At 70.7% G+C, this 14,951-nt stretch carries 16 protein-coding genes and 3 tRNA genes; 4 read left to right on the top strand and 15 right to left on the bottom strand.

Annotated elements, in window-relative coordinates:
- Window positions 1-3: 3 nt before the first annotated feature.
- The 8 genes from IEY91_RS29715 to IEY91_RS29680 all read right to left on the bottom strand — a co-directional run bounded on the left by IEY91_RS29715 (window position 4) and on the right by IEY91_RS29680 (window position 4,950).
- Window positions 4-1,059: a UDP-N-acetylmuramate dehydrogenase gene (locus tag IEY91_RS29715; protein ID WP_164321789.1), complete on the bottom strand. Its 1,056-nt coding sequence runs from the start codon at window positions 1,057-1,059 to the stop codon at window positions 4-6.
- A gap of 125 nt (window positions 1,060-1,184) precedes the next feature.
- Window positions 1,185-2,618 carry an MFS transporter gene (locus IEY91_RS29710; RefSeq protein ID WP_164321792.1) on the bottom strand — a complete coding sequence of 478 codons (1,434 nt, stop codon included), beginning with the start codon at window positions 2,616-2,618 and terminating at the stop codon, window positions 1,185-1,187.
- 113 nt (window positions 2,619-2,731) lie between these two features.
- The gene (locus IEY91_RS29705; RefSeq protein ID WP_164321794.1) at window positions 2,732-3,307 is read right to left on the bottom strand and encodes a TetR/AcrR family transcriptional regulator; all 576 of its coding nucleotides are present in this window, start codon (window positions 3,305-3,307) and stop codon (window positions 2,732-2,734) included.
- A 152-nt stretch (window positions 3,308-3,459) separates the two neighbouring features.
- Entirely contained in the window at window positions 3,460-3,888 is a 429-nt protein-coding gene (locus IEY91_RS29700; RefSeq protein WP_164321796.1) for a MaoC family dehydratase, read from the bottom strand.
- 4 nt (window positions 3,889-3,892) lie between these two features.
- Complete coding sequence (locus tag IEY91_RS29695; RefSeq protein WP_164321798.1) at window positions 3,893-4,357, bottom strand: MaoC family dehydratase N-terminal domain-containing protein; 465 nt, start codon at window positions 4,355-4,357, stop codon at window positions 3,893-3,895.
- A 144-nt stretch (window positions 4,358-4,501) separates the two neighbouring features.
- Window positions 4,502-4,666, bottom strand: coding sequence for a 50S ribosomal protein L33 (gene rpmG, locus IEY91_RS29690; RefSeq protein WP_003956487.1), 165 nt, complete (start codon window positions 4,664-4,666; stop codon window positions 4,502-4,504).
- Window positions 4,667-4,754: 88 nt separating this feature from the next.
- Window positions 4,755-4,827: transfer RNA gene (locus IEY91_RS29685), tRNA-Met, on the bottom strand.
- Window positions 4,828-4,877: 50 nt separating this feature from the next.
- Window positions 4,878-4,950 (bottom strand) — tRNA-Thr (locus IEY91_RS29680).
- Between the two features lie 301 nt (window positions 4,951-5,251).
- On the opposite strand from IEY91_RS29680, the gene IEY91_RS29675 reads away from it, so the two are divergent.
- Window positions 5,252-6,490 (top strand): amidohydrolase family protein, encoded by a 1,239-nt coding sequence (locus IEY91_RS29675; RefSeq protein ID WP_189176338.1) that lies wholly within the window; start codon window positions 5,252-5,254, stop codon window positions 6,488-6,490.
- A 139-nt stretch (window positions 6,491-6,629) separates the two neighbouring features.
- Window positions 6,630-7,286, top strand: coding sequence for an SDR family oxidoreductase (locus tag IEY91_RS29670; protein ID WP_189176337.1), 657 nt, complete (start codon window positions 6,630-6,632; stop codon window positions 7,284-7,286).
- A 58-nt stretch (window positions 7,287-7,344) separates the two neighbouring features.
- Here the strand turns inward: IEY91_RS29670 and IEY91_RS29665 are convergent, their stop codons facing one another.
- Together IEY91_RS29665 and IEY91_RS29660 are read right to left on the bottom strand one after the other, a co-directional pair.
- Entirely contained in the window at window positions 7,345-7,569 is a 225-nt protein-coding gene (locus IEY91_RS29665; RefSeq protein ID WP_164321803.1) for a hypothetical protein, read from the bottom strand.
- A gap of 137 nt (window positions 7,570-7,706) precedes the next feature.
- Window positions 7,707-7,788: transfer RNA gene (locus tag IEY91_RS29660), tRNA-Tyr, on the bottom strand.
- A gap of 208 nt (window positions 7,789-7,996) precedes the next feature.
- On the opposite strand from IEY91_RS29660, the gene IEY91_RS29655 reads away from it, so the two are divergent.
- Entirely contained in the window at window positions 7,997-8,485 is a 489-nt protein-coding gene (locus tag IEY91_RS29655) for a YajQ family cyclic di-GMP-binding protein (RefSeq protein ID WP_164321805.1), read from the top strand.
- Window positions 8,486-8,567: 82 nt separating this feature from the next.
- Here IEY91_RS29655 and IEY91_RS29650 read toward each other — a convergent pair whose 3' ends face one another.
- Window positions 8,568-8,834: a GlsB/YeaQ/YmgE family stress response membrane protein gene (locus IEY91_RS29650; protein WP_016640223.1), complete on the bottom strand. Its 267-nt coding sequence runs from the start codon at window positions 8,832-8,834 to the stop codon at window positions 8,568-8,570.
- A 112-nt stretch (window positions 8,835-8,946) separates the two neighbouring features.
- Here IEY91_RS29650 and IEY91_RS29645 point away from each other — a divergent pair, with 112 nt between their 5' ends.
- A complete protein-coding gene (locus IEY91_RS29645; RefSeq protein WP_189176336.1) occupies window positions 8,947-10,227 on the top strand; it encodes an APC family permease in 1,281 nt (426 codons plus the stop codon).
- A 91-nt stretch (window positions 10,228-10,318) separates the two neighbouring features.
- On the opposite strand, the gene IEY91_RS29640 is transcribed toward IEY91_RS29645, so the two are convergent.
- From IEY91_RS29640 to IEY91_RS29625, 4 genes are all read right to left on the bottom strand, one after another.
- Window positions 10,319-10,771, bottom strand: a complete 453-nt coding sequence (locus IEY91_RS29640; RefSeq protein ID WP_189176335.1) for a YccF domain-containing protein — start codon at window positions 10,769-10,771, stop codon at window positions 10,319-10,321.
- Window positions 10,768-11,631 (bottom strand): zinc metalloprotease HtpX, encoded by an 864-nt coding sequence (gene htpX / locus IEY91_RS29635; RefSeq protein ID WP_164321811.1) that lies wholly within the window; start codon window positions 11,629-11,631, stop codon window positions 10,768-10,770. The genes IEY91_RS29640 and htpX overlap by 4 nt, the downstream gene beginning before the upstream one ends.
- A gap of 195 nt (window positions 11,632-11,826) precedes the next feature.
- Window positions 11,827-13,374, bottom strand: a complete 1,548-nt coding sequence (locus tag IEY91_RS29630) for an NADH-quinone oxidoreductase subunit N (RefSeq protein WP_189176334.1) — start codon at window positions 13,372-13,374, stop codon at window positions 11,827-11,829.
- Window positions 13,371-14,951, bottom strand: coding sequence for an NADH-quinone oxidoreductase subunit M (locus IEY91_RS29625; protein ID WP_189176333.1), 1,581 nt, complete (start codon window positions 14,949-14,951; stop codon window positions 13,371-13,373). Before IEY91_RS29625 ends, IEY91_RS29630 begins: the two co-directional genes overlap by 4 nt.

Below are 14,951 nucleotides of genomic sequence, written 5' to 3'. Positions count from 1 at the left end.
GGCCTAGAGGCTGACGCCCACCGTCACCGGCTCGTTGACCAGCGTGATGCCGAAGGCGTCCCGCACGCCCGCGACGACCTCGCGGGCCAGGGCGAGCAGGTCCTCCGTGGTGGCGCCGCCGCGGTTGGTGAGGGCCAGCGTGTGCTTGCTGGAGATGCGGGCGGGGCCGTCGCCGTAGCCCTTGGTGAAGCCCGCCTTGTCGATGAGCCAGGCCGCGGAGGTCTTCACGCGGCCGTCGCCCGCGGGGAACGCGGGCGGGGCGGTGTCCGGGCCGAGCCGCTCGGCCACGCGCGCGTGGAAGACGGCGAACTGCTCGTCCGTGAGGATCGGGTTGGTGAAGAACGACCCGGCCGACCAGCTGTCGTGGTCCTCGGGGTCGAGCACCATGCCCTTGCCCGCGCGCAGCTTGAGGACGGTCTCGCGGGCCATGGCCGCGGGCACGCGCTCGCCGGCCTCGACGCCGAGCGTGCGGGCGGTCTCCGGGTAGGCGAGGGGGGCGCTCATCCCGCCCGCGTCCTCCAGGGCGAACCGCACCCGCAGGACCACGAAGCGGTCGGGATCGGCCTTGAAACGACTGTGGCGGTACGAGAAGTCGCATTCCGCGTTCGGAATGGTGACCGTTTCCCGGGTCTTCCTGTCGTACGCGATCACTTCGGTGATCGTCGAGGAGACCTCCTGGCCGTACGCGCCCACGTTCTGGATCGGCGTCGCGCCCGCGGAGCCGGGGATGCCGGCCAGGCACTCGATCCCCGCGAGCCCGGCCTCGACGGTCCGCGCCACGGCGTCCGTCCAGACCTCTCCGGCCGCGAGCTCCAGCTCCGCACCGTCGAGCACGAACCCGGCGGTGGCGATGCGCAGCGCGGTGCCGTCGAACCCCTTGTCCCCGATGACCAGGTTCGACCCGCCACCGATGATCAGCAACGGAGTCCCGGCGTCATCGGCCTCCCGAACGGCGGCGATCACCTCGGCGTCGGTCGTGGCGGTGATCAGCCGCGCCGCGGGACCACCGAGCCGAAAGGTGGTGAGGGGGGCGAGGGGGGCGTCGTGGAGTACCTGCACAGGCACAAGGGTACGGGCGCGCACACAGCAAGCGCCGGACGGGCTGATTCAGCCCGTCCGGCGCTTGCTGACGAGGCCCGAAGGGCCGACAGAGGGGACAGGGGCGCAGCCCCATAAGAACCCCGTCACACGGAAACCGGCTCCCGTTCCTTGGTCACGGGGACCTCGGCGGCCACGGCGGCCGACCCACGCCGAGGCAACAGCGCAGCGGAAACCGCACCGAGCGCGACCACCCCCGCCCCCACCCACAACGCGGGCTCAAGCCCGTCCACGAAGGCCACCGGCGACTCGTACCCACCCTGCGAGGAGAAGACGGACGCCATCAAGGCGACCCCGAGCGCCCCGCCCACCTCACGCAGCGCGTTGTTCGCCCCGGAGGCAATCCCCTGCTCGGACGGCCGGACGCTGGCCATGACCAGGCTGGCGGCCGGAGCGAAGTACAGCGCCATGCCGATCCCGCTGATGATCAGGGCGGGCAGCTGGGCGGCGTACGACACGTCGGGCGACAGGACGAGTGCGAACCAGCCGAGCCCGACGGCCTGGAGGGCGAGCCCCGCGGTGACGACGGGGCGGCCGCCGATGCGGTCGGACAGATACCCGGCGATCGGCGCGACGATCATCGGCATGCCGGTCCAGGGCAGCATGCGCAGCCCCGCCTCGGTCGGCGAGTACCCGAGCACCCCCTGGAGGAACTGGCTGAGCAGGAAGATCGAGCCGAACATCCCGACGAACATCAGCAGGCTGGCCGCGTTGATCGCGGAGAACGCCCGGCTCCGGAAGAGCCGCATCGGCAGCATCGGGTTCTTGGCACGGATGCCGTGGCGCACGAAGCCGCCGAGCAGCGCGGCACCGGCGATCAGGCCGGTCAGGACGGTCGCGCTGGTCCAGCCGTCGATGTTGCCGCGGATCAGGGCGTACACGATGCCGAAGAGGCCGCCGCTGGCGAGCAGGGTGCCGGTGAAGTCCAGCGGGGCGCCGGTGCCGTAGGACTCCGAGAGACGCATCCGCGCGAGCGGCAGCAGGGCCAGGCCCAGCGGCACGTTCAGCCAGAAGATCCACTGCCAGGAGACGTGTTCGGTGAGCGCGCCCCCGATGAGCGGCCCGCTGGCGACCGCGAGGCCGTTGACGGCGCCCCAGATCCCGAACGCCATGCCGCGCTTGGCAGCCGGTACGGCGGCCGTGAGCAGTGTCAGGGTGAGCGGCATCATGATCGCGGCGCCGACGCCCTGCACCGCGCGGGCGGCGATCAGTTCGTTGATGCCGGGCGCGAGGGCCGCCGCGGCCGAGGCGCCGGTGAAGATCGCGAGGCCGACGCCGAAGAGCTTGCGGCGCCCGAACCTGTCCCCCAGGGCAGCGCCGAACATCAGGAGCACGGCGAAGGTGAGGGTGTAGGCGCTCACCGTCCATTCGAGGTCTTCGAGGTGGCCGCCCAGGTCCTTGCGGATGGAGGGCAGCGCGGTGGTGACTACCAGGTTGTCGAGGGCCGCCATGAAACCGGCGACGCTGGTGATGACGAGGGCCCAGACGGTTCCCCCGCGGGATGCTGCTTGCTGTGACATGTCTCCCCCGGACGGTGAGTGTCGAATGTCGGGTTAGTTATTGATGACTAACTTTCGTGGCCATGACGAGCCGCGGACCAGACCTTGGGCCGCGACTTCCACGACCGCTGCGGCTACGACGACTGCGCGGACCCCTCCCGGGGCTGGGGCGACGGGCAGAGCCCCTCCCAGACCCGGTGGTCGGCGGGGAAGCCCATGGCCGACAGGACGTTGATCAGCATTCCGTAGGCCATGAACGTCGTCGTCTCGTTCACGTCCGCCCCGAGCGGCAGATGCGCGGCCTGCCAGATCTCCATCCAGCCGGCGCGCACCATCTCGCCGAACTCGTGGTCCCCGGCGGCCTCGGCGGCCGCCACGGCGACGTACGTCTGGAGCTGCATCTGGAGCTTGTCGGGGTCGTCGGCGATGAGCTGCGAGTACGCGGTGGCCATGGCCTGCAGGGCCTCCTCACCCCGCAGGCCCTCGCTCGCGTTCTCGAAGACCTTGCGGGTGTCCTCCAGGCAGCGCGCGGACGCCGCCAGGAACATCGCCTTCTTACTCGGGAAGAGCCGGAAGAGATACGGCTGCGAGACTCCGACGCGCTTGGCGATCGCCTCGGTCGACGTCCCGTAGTACCCGCCGCGGGCGAACTCGCTCATCGCCGCGCGGATGACGCTCTCGCGCCTCTCCTCTGCGCTCATCCTGACCATGTGACCAAGTTAGTGTCCAATCACTAACTTAGTCAAGAGGTGGCCTGCAGGGCGCCTTGCCTTCAGGGGTGTCTTCAAGGAGTACGAGTAAGGGGCGCCCGCAATGGCGGACGCCCCTTACTGCACAGCTGGTGGCCGAACCGTCAGGCCTCTCAGGCGAGCCGCACGACCGCCCGGGACATGCCGAGCACCTTCTGGTCGGCGCTCTTCGCGAGGAGGTCGACGCGGACCTGCTTGTCGTCGAGCTTCGCGGCGACCTTGGCGCTGACCTCGATGGTCGCGCCCTTGTCGTCGTTCGGGACCACGACGGGCTTGGTGAAGCGCACGCCGTACTCGACGACGGCGGCCGGGTCGACCGTCCAGTCCGTCACCACGCGGATCGCCTCGGCCATGGTGAACATGCCGTGCGCGATGACGTCCGGAAGCCCGACCTCGACCGCGAACTTCTCGTTCCAGTGGATCGGGTTGAAGTCGCCGGAGGCGCCCGCGTACTGCACGAGTGTGGCGCGTGTCACCGGGAAGGTCTGGGCGGGCAGTTCGGTGCCGACCTCGACGTCGTCGTATGCGATCTTCGCCGTCATCGCGTCACACCCCCTCTGCGGCGGGCTCCGCCGCGCGTGAGACGAGCTTGGTCCAGGCGGTCACGACGTGCTCGCCGGCCGCGTCGTGGACCTCGCCGCGGATGTCCAGGATGTCGTTGCCCGCGAGCGACTTGATGGCCTCGATGGTCGACGTCACCGTGAGCCGGTCCCCCGCGTACACGGGGCGCGTGTACGCGAACTTCTGGTCGCCGTGCACGACGCGGCTGTAGTCGAGGCCCAGCTGCGGGTCCTCTATGACCTGGCCGGCGGCCTTGAACGTGATCGCGAACACGAAGGTCGGCGGGGCGAGCACGTCGGGGTGGCCGAGCGCCTTGGCGGCCTCCGGGTCGGCGTACGCCGGATTGGCGTCGCCCACCGCGACCGCGAATTCGCGGATCTTCTCGCGGCCGACCTCATAGGGGTCGGTGGGCGGGTAGGACCGCCCCACGAAGGACTGGTCGAGCGCCATGGCTCGGCACCTCCTGGCAGCTTGGGTTATCCGGTGACGCGGACGGGCCGCGTGCGCGAACGACGACGCGGGCGAGGCCTCGTACGCAAAAAAGACTCGAGGCCGCCCCCAATGAGCGGGGACGGCCTCGAGTACTAGCCTGATTTATCGCGTTTCGCGGTGCGCGGTGTGCGAGTTGCAGCGCGGGCAGTGCTTCTTCATCTCAAGACGGTCCGGGTTGTTACGCCGGTTCTTCTTGGTGATGTAGTTCCGCTCCTTGCACTCCACGCAGGCCAGCGTGATCTTCGGGCGGACGTCTGTGGCAGCCACGTGAGTGCTCCTTGACGGACGGATGGACGGATGAACGCATAAAAGAGTAGCCGATCGGAGGACCGACCCCACAATCGGCTACTAAGGGTAGCGGTGACCGGACTTGAACCGGTGACACAGCGATTATGAGCCGCTTGCTCTACCGACTGAGCTACACCGCTGCGATGCGCTTGGGATCCCCGCCCGAGAGCGAGGAACCTTCACACATCAGAGCCCCAATGCGGAATCGAACCGCAGACCTTCTCCTTACCATGGAGACGCTCTACCGACTGAGCTATTGGGGCGAGCGATGAAGACATTACACGCTCGGCCGCCGATCGCCCAAATCCGTTTCGCCAGGGCCGTCCGGGGGGAAGCGCGGGCCTCCGAGCAGGCCGTCCCACCCGCCTCACCAGGCCTCACCAAGCCCTCGCACCACATCAGTACGACTATTGCGTTCCTCCGCGAAGCGGGCCCGCCGCCGTCCTAGGCTCGACTCACTCTGCGTGATCTTGCGTGTCTCGGCACCGTGCCGTCGCGTGCCCCCGGGCCGCGGCCCCACACCCCCCGAGCCGCCCGCAGCCGCCCCCGAGCCCCAGGAGCGCGATGCCCGACAGCCGGCCGCAGCAGCCCTCTTCGCCCGACTCCCCGGACACACCGGACGCCTCCGGAGGGCTGCTGCTCTGCGGGGCGCGCCTGACGGACGGCAGGACCGTGGACGTACGGCTCGGGGACGGCCGCATCGAGGCCGTCGGCACCGCGGGCAGCCTCACCGCGCCCGCCGCCCGCGTGGACCTCGGCGGCTACCTCCTGCTGCCCGCGACCGCGGAGCCGCACGGGCACGGCGACACGGCCCTGACGGCGCTCGCCCAGGGCCCGGTGTCGTACGAAGTGCAGGACGTCCAGCGGCGCGCCACCGAGGCCGCCCTGCTGCAGCTCGGGCACGGCGCGACGGCGCTGCGCTCGCATGTGCGGATCGGTGACGTGCAGGGCCTGGACTCGCTGCAGGCGGTGCTGCAGGCGCGGCGGTCGCTGCGCGGGCTCGTCGACCTGTCCGTGGTGGCGGTGCCGCGGCTGCTGACCGGTGTCGCGGGGGCCGACGGGATCGCGATGCTGCGGGACGCGGTGAAAATGGGCGCCTCCGTAGTGGGCGGTTGTCCGGATCTGGACCCCGATCCGATGGGGTACGCGGAGGCGGTGCTCGACCTCGCGGCGGAGCACGGCTGCGCGGTCGACCTGCATACGGACGGCGGGAATCCGGCGCGTCTGGCGCGGCTCGCGGCGATGGCGGGCGGGCTGCGGCCGGGGGTGGCGATCGGTCCGTGCGGCGGGCTCGGGCGGCTGCCGGCCGACGCGGTGGTGCGGACCGCGGAACGCCTCGCGGCGGCCGGGGTGACGGTGGTGTGCCTGCCGCAGGGCGGCTGCGGGGTCGCGGAGCGGCGGGGGACGGCGCCGGTCCGGCTGCTGCGCAGTGCCGGGGTGCGGGTCGCGGCGGGCAGCGGGGCGCTGCGGGACGTGGCCAATCCGGTCGGGCGCGGGGACCCCCTGGAGGCGGCGTATCTGCTGGCGTCCCGGCACGGGTTGCGGCCCGACGAGGCCTACGGGGCGGTGAGTTCGGCGGCGCGGGCCGCTCTGGGGCTGCCCGAGGTCAGGGTGGAGGCGGGCTTTCCGGCCGAACTCCTCGCGGTACGCGGCGACAGCCTCGCCGGCGCGCTGTCCCTGGCGTACAGCCGTGTCGTCGTGCACCGGGGGCGCGTGGTGGCGCGGACCAGCGCGGTGCGGGAGTACTGCGACTCGGCGGCCGCGGTGGCGCTCGATCTGCCTCGGCAGGGGCGGGGGGCGTGACCTGTGGGGCCGGGGGAAGGCGCGTTTCAAGCCCATCCGGCGTGTGAGGACGCGGCTGAAGGCCGGTATGGGCGCGCGGGGGCCTTGGGGCACCCCCGCCTCAGGGCCGAGCACCCAAATCTGCCGTACCGTCGGAGACATGCGCATTGTCATCGCTGGAGGTCATGGTCAGATCGCGCTGCGGCTGGAGCGACTGCTCGCCGCGCGTGGTGACGAAGCCGTCGGGATCATCCGCAATCCGGCGCACGAGGCCGATCTGCGGGACGGCGGCGCCGAACCGGTGCTGTGCGACCTCGAGTCGGCTTCCGTGGACGAGGTCGCCCGGCACCTGGAGGGCGCGGACGCGGCGGTGTTCGCCGCCGGTGCGGGTCCCGGGAGCGGGGTCGACCGCAAGAACACCGTGGACCGGGGCGCCGCCGTGCTGTTCGCGGACGCCGCGGAGCGGGCCGGGGTCCGCCGGTACGTCGTGGTGTCGTCGATGGGTGCGGACCCGCACCACCCCGGCGACGAGATCTTCGACGCCTACCTGCGGGCCAAGGGCGAGGCCGACGCGTACGTACGCGGCCGGGCCGCCCTGGACTGGACGGTCCTGCGCCCCGGCATGCTGACGGACGACGCCGGCACGGGCCTCGTACGCCTGGAGGCCTCGACGGGCCGCGGCCCGATCCCGCGCGACGACGTGGCCGCGGCGCTGGCCGAGCTCCTGGAGACCCCGGCGACGGCGGGGCTCACCCTGGAGCTGATCAGCGGGTCGACGCCGGTGTCGGTGGCGGTGAAGTCGGTCGCGGGGAACTGAGGCTTCGCCGTCTGCGGGGGCCGCATGACGCCCCCGCCAGCCGGACCAGCCGGAACTCTCAGAACAGCGGCAGCTGCCCCGGGAACTCCGGCACCACGTACCCGTCGAGCGCGGGCTGCGCGGCGCCCAGCTGGGCGTGCCGGCGGGAGCCGGGGCAGGAGACGAGGTCGCCGCCGCCGCGCGGCCCCGGTGGATCGTGGCGGGCGAACCGCCCGCCCACGACCGCGATTTCACGACGGCACACCGGGCAGTGTCTGCGACGGGACGAGCTGAGCGACGACATGCGTCCCAGTGTGCCCACGCCTACCTGCGGGGGCGAGGTCGCGGGGCCGGGTGGCGCGGCGCGTGGCGCGTGGCGCGGCAAAACGAAAAGACCCCCTCCGCTTGCGTTTCCGCAAGCCGGAGAGGGTCTCCTTCGTGTGGCGGCGCCAGGATTCGAACCTGGGAAGGCTGAGCCGGCAGATTTACAGTCTGCTCCCTTTGGCCGCTCGGGCACACCGCCGGGGTTGCTGTCTGGAACCGCTGTTCGCGGCGCCCGTGGCAACGACGTAAACGATACCTGATGCCCGGGGGTGGTTCGCCACCCGATTGATCGGCACCCGGGACCGGGGACCCGCGGGCGGGCTGTGGCTAGGCTTTGCGGATGCGGTCGGCGACGAAGGCCGTGTGCACGCTGAGTACGCAGACACCGATACAAGGAGCCACAGGACATGGCCGACTCCAGTTTCGACATCGTCTCGAAGGTCGAGCGGCAGGAGGTCGACAACGCCCTCAACCAGACGGCCAAGGAGATCTCGCAGCGATACGACTTCAAGGGCGCGGGTGCCTCGATCTCGTGGTCCGGCGAGAAGATCCTGATGGAGGCCAACGGCGAGGACCGCGTCAAGGCGATCCTCGACGTCTTCCAGTCCAAGCTGATCAAGCGCGGCATCTCCCTGAAGGCGCTGGACGCCGGTGAGCCGCAGCTGTCCGGCAAGGAGTACAAGATCTTCGCCTCCATCGAGGAGGGCATCTCCCAGGAGAACGCCAAGAAGGTGGCGAAGATCATCCGCGACGAGGGCCCGAAGGGCGTCAAGGCGCAGGTGCAGGGCGAGGAGCTGCGGGTCAGCTCCAAGAGCCGCGACGACCTGCAGGCCGTCCAGGCACTGCTGAAGGGCCAGGACTTCGACTTCGCGCTGCAGTTCGTGAACTACCGGTAGACAGCTCATCTCGTACGACGTAGGGCGGGCACCCGGATCGGGTGCCCGCCCTTGCTGCTGGCTGCAGTCTGTGGTGTCGGCGTCAGCGGCGGGAGTGGCCGAAGAGGATGCGGTAGGCGATCAGGAGGACCAGGGAGCCGCCGATGGCCGCTGCCCAGGTCGCGCCGTCGTAGAAGTGGTCGGCGATCGGGCGGTCGAGGAAGCGGGCCGAGATCCAGCCGCCTACGAAGGCTCCTGCGATCCCGATCAGCGTCGTACCGATGAAGCCGCCCGGGTCGCGGCCCGGGAGCAGGAGTTTGGCGGTGGCACCGGCGAGCAGCCCTAGAACGATCCAGCTGATGATGCCCATGGGTGACCTGCCTTTTCGTGCGTGTGACTCTTCGTACCTTTTCGTGCGGTGTTGTCCTGGAGGACGTCGGGCGGGCCGTGTGCGGTTCCCGGAGGGCCGTAGGGTGCGGCGCATGACACAGCCTGTGGGGCGTCAGGGGGCCGCTGAGGCGGTGGGGTTGCGGCGGACGCTCGGAGTGTTCGACGCGGTGGTGATCGGGCTCGGCGCGATGGTGGGCGCCGGGGTGTTCGCCGTGCTCGGGCCCGCGGCGGGTGCGGCCGGGTCGGGGCTGCTGGTCGGGCTCGGCATCGCCGCCGTCGTCGCGTACTGCAATGCCATGGCCTCGGCTCGGCTGGCAGCGCGCTATCCGGCGTCCGGTGGGACGTACGTGTACGGGCGGGAGCGGCTCGGGGAGTTCTGGGGGTATCTGGCGGGCTGGGCGTTCGTCGTCGGCAAGACGGCCTCGTGTGCGGCGATGGCGCTGACCGTGGGCGCGTACGCCTGGCCGGGGCAGGCGCACGCCGTGGCGGTGGCCGCCGTGCTCATGCTGACCGCCGTCAACTACCTGGGCGTGCGGAAGTCGTTGTGGCTGACGCGGGCGATCGTCGCCGTGGTGCTCGTGGTGCTCGTGGCCGTCGTCGCGGTGTGTCTGGGGTCGGCCGGGTCCGATGCCGGGCGCCTCGGGGTGGGGCTGTCGGACGGTGGTTTCGGCGGTGTGCTGCAGGCTGCCGGGCTGTTGTTCTTCGCTTTCGCCGGGTACGCGCGCGTGGCGACGCTCGGCGAGGAGGTGCGCGATCCGGCGCGCACCATTCCGCGGGCGGTGCCGTTGGCGCTGGGCATCGCGCTGTGCGTGTACGCGGGTGTGGCGGTGGCGGTGCTCTCGGTGCTGGGGGCCGGGGGCCTGGCGGAGGCCACGGCTCCGTTGGCGGACGCGGTGCGGGCCGCGGGGGTGCCGGGGCTGGTGCCGGTGGTGCGGGTGGGCGCGGTGGTGGCGGCGCTCGGTTCGCTGCTCGCGCTGATCCTCGGGGTGTCGCGGACGACGTTGGCGATGGCGCGGGACCGTCATCTGCCGGGGGCGCTGGCCGCGGTGCATCCGCGGTTCCGGGTGCCGCACCGCGCGGAGCTCGCCGTGGGCGTGGTGGTGGCGGTGCTCGCGGCGACGGTGGACGTACGGGGCGCCGTCGGGTTCTCTTCCTTCGGGGTCCTCGTGTACTACGCGATCGCCAACGCCGCGGCGTGGACGCTGAGTTCGGCGCCGCTCGCGCGGGTGGGGCCCGCGGTGGGCCTCGTGGGCTGCGTGACGCTGGCGTTCGCGCTGCCGGGGGGTTCGGTGGTGGGGGGTTCGGTGGTGCTGACCGTGGGGGCCGCAGCGTACGGGGTACGGAAGAAGGTCGGCGGCGCAGCGCCGCGGTGAGGGGCATGGGCGACGGCAGCCCGTCGGGGGCGACTGCCGGCCGGTGCGGCGAGCACCCCCGTCGGCCGCTCGGCGGCGAAGACGGCGCGTCCTACCAGCCCTGGCCGCCGGACGGCGGCCCCTGCGGGCCGCTCGGTGTGGGCGTGCCGAACGAAGCCGCCGTGAACGGCTCGTCCGTGGGCACGATTTCGCGGCCAAGCGGCAGCAACGAGATCGGGATCATCTTGAAGTTGGCGAGGCCCAGCGGGATGCCGATGATCGTGACGCACAGCAGCAGGCCGGTGAAGATGTGGCCGAGGGCGAGCCACCAGCCCGCGAGGATCAGCCAGAGGATGTTGCCGATCAGCGAGGGCGCTCCCGCGTCCCCGCGCTCGACCGCCTTGCGCCCGAAGGGCCACAGCGCGAACAGGCCGATGCGGAACGACGCGAGACCGAACGGGATGCCGATGATCGTGACGCACAGAAGCACACCCGCGAACAGGTAGAACAGGCACATCCACAGGCCGCACAGGATCAGCCAAATGACGTTCAGAACTGTCTTCACTGCTGACGACCTGCCATCTGCTCGAGCCGGGCGATCCGCTCCGCCATCGGCGGGTGGGTGGAGAACAGCTTCGACATACCCTGGCCCGGCCGGAAGGGATTAGCAATCATCATATGGCTCGCCGTTTCGAGCCGTGGCTCAGGCGGAAGCGGCAACTGCTTTGTCCCGGCGTCGAGTTTGCGCAGCGCGCTGGCGAGGGCGAGCGGGTCGCCGGTGAGTTGCGCGCCGGACGCGTCGGCCTCGTACTCCCTGGAACGGCTGATGGCGAGTTGGATGATGGACGCCGCGAGCGGGCCGAGCAGCATGATCAACAACATCCCGAAGATGCCGGGTCCTTCGTTGTCGTTCGAGCGCCCGATCGGAATCAGCCAGGCGAAGTTGACCAGAAACATGATGACGGAGGCGAGGGCGCCGGCGACCGACGAGATGAGGATGTCGCGGTTGTAGACGTGGCTCAGCTCGTGGCCGATGACTCCGCGCAGCTCGCGCGGGGTGAGGATGCGCAGGATGCCGTCCGTGCAGCAGACGGCGGCGTTGCGCGGGTTGCGGCCCGTCGCGAAGGCGTTCGGTGCCTCCGTCGGTGAGATGTAGAGGCGGGGCATGGGCTGGCGGGCCTGGGTGGAGAGCTCGCGCACCATGCGGTACAGCTCGGGGGCCTCGAACTCGCTCACCGGGCGGGCCCGCATCGCGCGCAGGGCCAGCTTGTCGCTGTTCCAGTACGCGTACGCGTTCGTCCCGAGCGCTATGAAGAGCGCGATGATCAAGCCCGTACGCCCGAAGAAGCTGCCGATGACGAGGATGAGTGCGGACAGTCCCCCGAGGAGTACGGCGGTCTTCAGCCCGTTGGTCCGGCGGTGCACGGTACGCCCTCCTGGTGGTGCGCGGGGGAACCCTCTGCTTGCTGGTGCTTCCACTGTTCAGTGGACCCTCCCTCACTGGTCAACGCCAGGCGGAGGGTGCTAGTTCCCTTGTGCGCTCAGGAGCGGTGTGGGCCGCGCGGGTGACGGGGACGGTCCGTGCCGTACTCCCCGTTCACCCCATGCCGTACGTCCGGCTCAGCGCACGCCGTGTTCCGCGAACTGCAGGACGAGCTGGGGCGCCCCGGAGAGGGCGACGCCGAGCACGGCGGTGACCGCGATGGCGACGGTGAGCGGGGCCGGGACGTGGTGCTTGACCGGCTCCCCCTCGGGCGCGCGGAACAGCAGCGCCGTCCACTGGAGGTAGTAGTAGAGCGCGATCACCACGTTGGCCGCCATGACGACGGCGAGCCAGCCGAGGCCCGCGTCGACCGCCGCCGAGAAGACGGTGACCTTGGCGAAGAGGCCGATGATGCCCGGCGGCAGGCCGGCCAGGCAGAGCAGGAAGAACGCGAGGACCAGGGCCGACAGCGGGCTCTTCGCGTACAGGCCCCGGTAGTCGCTGACACGGTTCAGTTTCTGCGTGCGGCCGACCAGGGCGGCGACGGCGAACGCTCCCAGGTTCACGGCGGCGTACATCAGGGCGTACGCGACCGTGGCGCCGGTGGCCTCCAGGACGTCGGAGCGCTGGTCGGCGTATCCGGCCGCGGCGATCGGCACCAGGAGGTAGCCCGCCTGGCCGACCGAGGACCAGGCGAGAAGGCGGACCGCGCTGTACGCGCGCGTGGCCTGCTGGCGCAGGGCGGCGACGTTCCCCGCGGTCATGGTGAGGGCGGCGAGCGCGGCGAGCGCCGGGCCCCAGACGTCCGCGTACTCCGGGAAGGCGACGACGGTGACGAGGATCAGGCCGGTGAAGCCGACCGCCTTGCCGACGACAGAGAGGTACGCGGCGACGGGCAAAGGCGCGCCTACGTAGGTGTCGGGTACCCAGAAGTGGAAGGGGACGGCCGCCACCTTGAAGGCGAAGCCGACGAGGGTCAGGACGACGCCGGTCTGCGCGAGCGTGTCCAACTGTCCGTCTACGTTCCCGAGCTTCTCGCCGACCTCGGTGAGGTGCATGGTGCCCGTCGCGGCGTACACGAAGCTGACGCCCAGGAGGGTCACGGCGGTCGCGGTCACCGAGGACAGGAAGAACTTCAGGGCCGCTTCGGAGGAGCGCTTGTCGCCGCGCTTGAGGCCGACGAGCGCGAACGCGGGCAGGGACGCGACCTCCAGGGCGACGACGAGCGTCGCCAGGTCGCGGGAGGCGGGCAGCAGCGCGGCGCCCGCGGCCGAGGAGAGCAGCAGGAACCAGTACTCCCCTTCGGGGAGTTCCTTGTCGGAGTTCCGCGCGTCCTTGAGGGCGGTCATCGACAGGAGGGCGGTGAGCAGGGCGCCGCCGATGACGAGGAGTTGGATGACGAGGGTGAACTCGTCGACCGTGTAGCTGCAGGCGGTGGCTCGTGGGCCACTCAGGCAGAACGTTGAGCGGGCAGCGCGGTGCGAGTCGGTGAGCGGCAGCAGGAAGAGGCCCGCCGCGACCAGGCCCGTAAGGGAGATCCAGCCGAGCAGGTGCTTGTTGCGCTCGCTCAGGAACAGGTCGGCGACGAGGACCGCGAGGCCGACGACCGCCACGATCGTGGGCGGCGCGACGGCCACCCAGTCGACGGACTGGATGAGGCTCGCGGTGGATTCGGCGGCGATCACGACTTGCCTCCTGCGAGGAGCTGCTGGACGGCCGGATCGGTGAGGCCGAGGAGGGCCGCGGGCCAGAGGCCGGCGAGGACGGTGAGGGCGACGAGGGGCGTCCAGGCGGCGAACTCGTAGCCGTGGACGTCCGCGAGCCTCGGTGCCCCTTCGGCTTCGGCGGTCGGGCCCATGCAGACACGGCGTACGACGATGAGCATGTACGCGGCCGTGAGCAGGGTGCCGAACGCGGCGATCGCCATGAACGTGAGGAACGCGGGGCGGCTGAGGTCGTCGGCGGGCTTGAACGCGCCGAACAGGGCGAGCATCTCGCCCCAGAATCCGGCGAGTCCGGGCAGTCCGAGCGAGGCGACGGCGCCGAACGCGAGCAGGCCGCCGAGCCGCGGGGCCTTGCCGTACAGGGCGGCGCCGGACTCCTTGGCGAGGGTGTCGAGGTCGCTGCTGCCGGTGCGGTCCTTGAGCGCTCCGACCAGGAAGAACAGCAGGCCGGTGATGAGGCCGTGGGCGATGTTGGCGAACAGCGCGCCGTTCACGCCGGTGGGCGTCATGGTCGAGATACCGAGGAGCACGAAGCCCATGTGGCCGACAGAGGAATACGCGATGAGGCGCTTGAGGTCGCCCTTCGCGCCGGGCCTTGCGAGGGCGAGGCAGGCCAGCGATCCGTAGATGATCCCGACGACGGCGAACGCGGCGAGATAGGGCGCGAACGTCTCCATCCCGTCGGGCGCGATCGGCAGCAGGATCCGGACGAACCCGTACGTTCCCATCTTCAGCAGGACACCGGCCAGCAGGACCGAGCCGACGGTGGGCGCGGCGGTGTGGGCGTCGGGCAGCCAGCTGTGCAGCGGCCACATCGGCGTCTTGACCGCGAGCCCGATCCCGATCGCCAGAACGGCGATGACCTGCACGGACGTACTCAGCTCACGGCCGTTGTCAGTGGCGAGTGCCACCATGTCGAATGTGCCCGCCCTCAGCCCGATGAGGAGCAGGCCGAGCAGCATGACGACGGAGCCGAGCAGCGTGTAGAGGATGAACTTCCAGGCGGCCCGCGTGCGTTGGGCGCCACCCCAGCGGGCGATGAGGAAGTACATCGGGATGAGGACCATCTCGAAGGCGAGGAAGAACAGCAGCAGATCGAGGACGGCGAAGGTGGCGAGGGTGCCGGACTCCAGGACGAGGATCAGCGCCACGAATGCCTTGGGGGACGGCCCGGCAGGCATTTTGAAGTAGCTGTACAGCGCGCAGAGGAAGGTCAGCAGCGCGGTCAGGACCAGAAGGGGGAGGGAGATGCCGTCGATGCCGAAGTGGATGCGCACGTCGAGTGCGGGGATCCAGCTGATGTCCGTCGTGGCCTGCATCTTCGACGGGTGGTCGTGGTCGAAGCCGAGCGCGAGGACGATCGCCGCGATGAGGATCACGCCGGTCACGGTCACGCCGTGGCGCAGCACGGCCTGGTCCGGCGACTTCCCCTTCAGCCCGGGCGGGGCCGGGAGGAGAGCGGCGACGGCACCGGCGAGCGGGCCGACGACGATCAACGCGAGAAGGAACTGCATCACTGACTCACTGATACCGATCAC

Origin of the sequence: Streptomyces lasiicapitis (genome assembly GCF_014646335.1) — a bacterium.
Lineage (GTDB): Bacteria > Actinomycetota > Actinomycetes > Streptomycetales > Streptomycetaceae > Streptomyces > Streptomyces lasiicapitis.
The sequence above is the reverse complement of the archived record's forward strand: the minus strand, read 5'-3'. Positions and strand labels throughout refer to the sequence as shown.

Excerpts from the sequence above, each read along its gene's own strand:
- IEY91_RS29655 (WP_164321805.1), top strand. The coding sequence starts at position 7,997 with ATGGCCGACTCCAGTTTCGACATCGTCTCGAAGGTCGAGCGGCAGGAG.
- IEY91_RS29670 (WP_189176337.1), top strand. The coding sequence starts at position 6,630 with ATGCGCATTGTCATCGCTGGAGGTCATGGTCAGATCGCGCTGCGGCTG.
- IEY91_RS29665 (WP_164321803.1), bottom strand. The coding sequence starts at position 7,569 with ATGTCGTCGCTCAGCTCGTCCCGTCGCAGACACTGCCCGGTGTGCCGT.
- IEY91_RS29710 (WP_164321792.1), bottom strand. The coding sequence starts at position 2,618 with ATGTCACAGCAAGCAGCATCCCGCGGGGGAACCGTCTGGGCCCTCGTC.
- IEY91_RS29705 (WP_164321794.1), bottom strand. The coding sequence starts at position 3,307 with ATGGTCAGGATGAGCGCAGAGGAGAGGCGCGAGAGCGTCATCCGCGCG.
- IEY91_RS29700 (WP_164321796.1), bottom strand. The coding sequence starts at position 3,888 with ATGACGGCGAAGATCGCATACGACGACGTCGAGGTCGGCACCGAACTG.
- IEY91_RS29695 (WP_164321798.1), bottom strand. The coding sequence starts at position 4,357 with ATGGCGCTCGACCAGTCCTTCGTGGGGCGGTCCTACCCGCCCACCGAC.
- IEY91_RS29650 (WP_016640223.1), bottom strand. The coding sequence starts at position 8,834 with ATGGGCATCATCAGCTGGATCGTTCTAGGGCTGCTCGCCGGTGCCACC.
- IEY91_RS29675 (WP_189176338.1), top strand. The coding sequence starts at position 5,252 with ATGCCCGACAGCCGGCCGCAGCAGCCCTCTTCGCCCGACTCCCCGGAC.
- IEY91_RS29645 (WP_189176336.1), top strand. The coding sequence starts at position 8,947 with ATGACACAGCCTGTGGGGCGTCAGGGGGCCGCTGAGGCGGTGGGGTTG.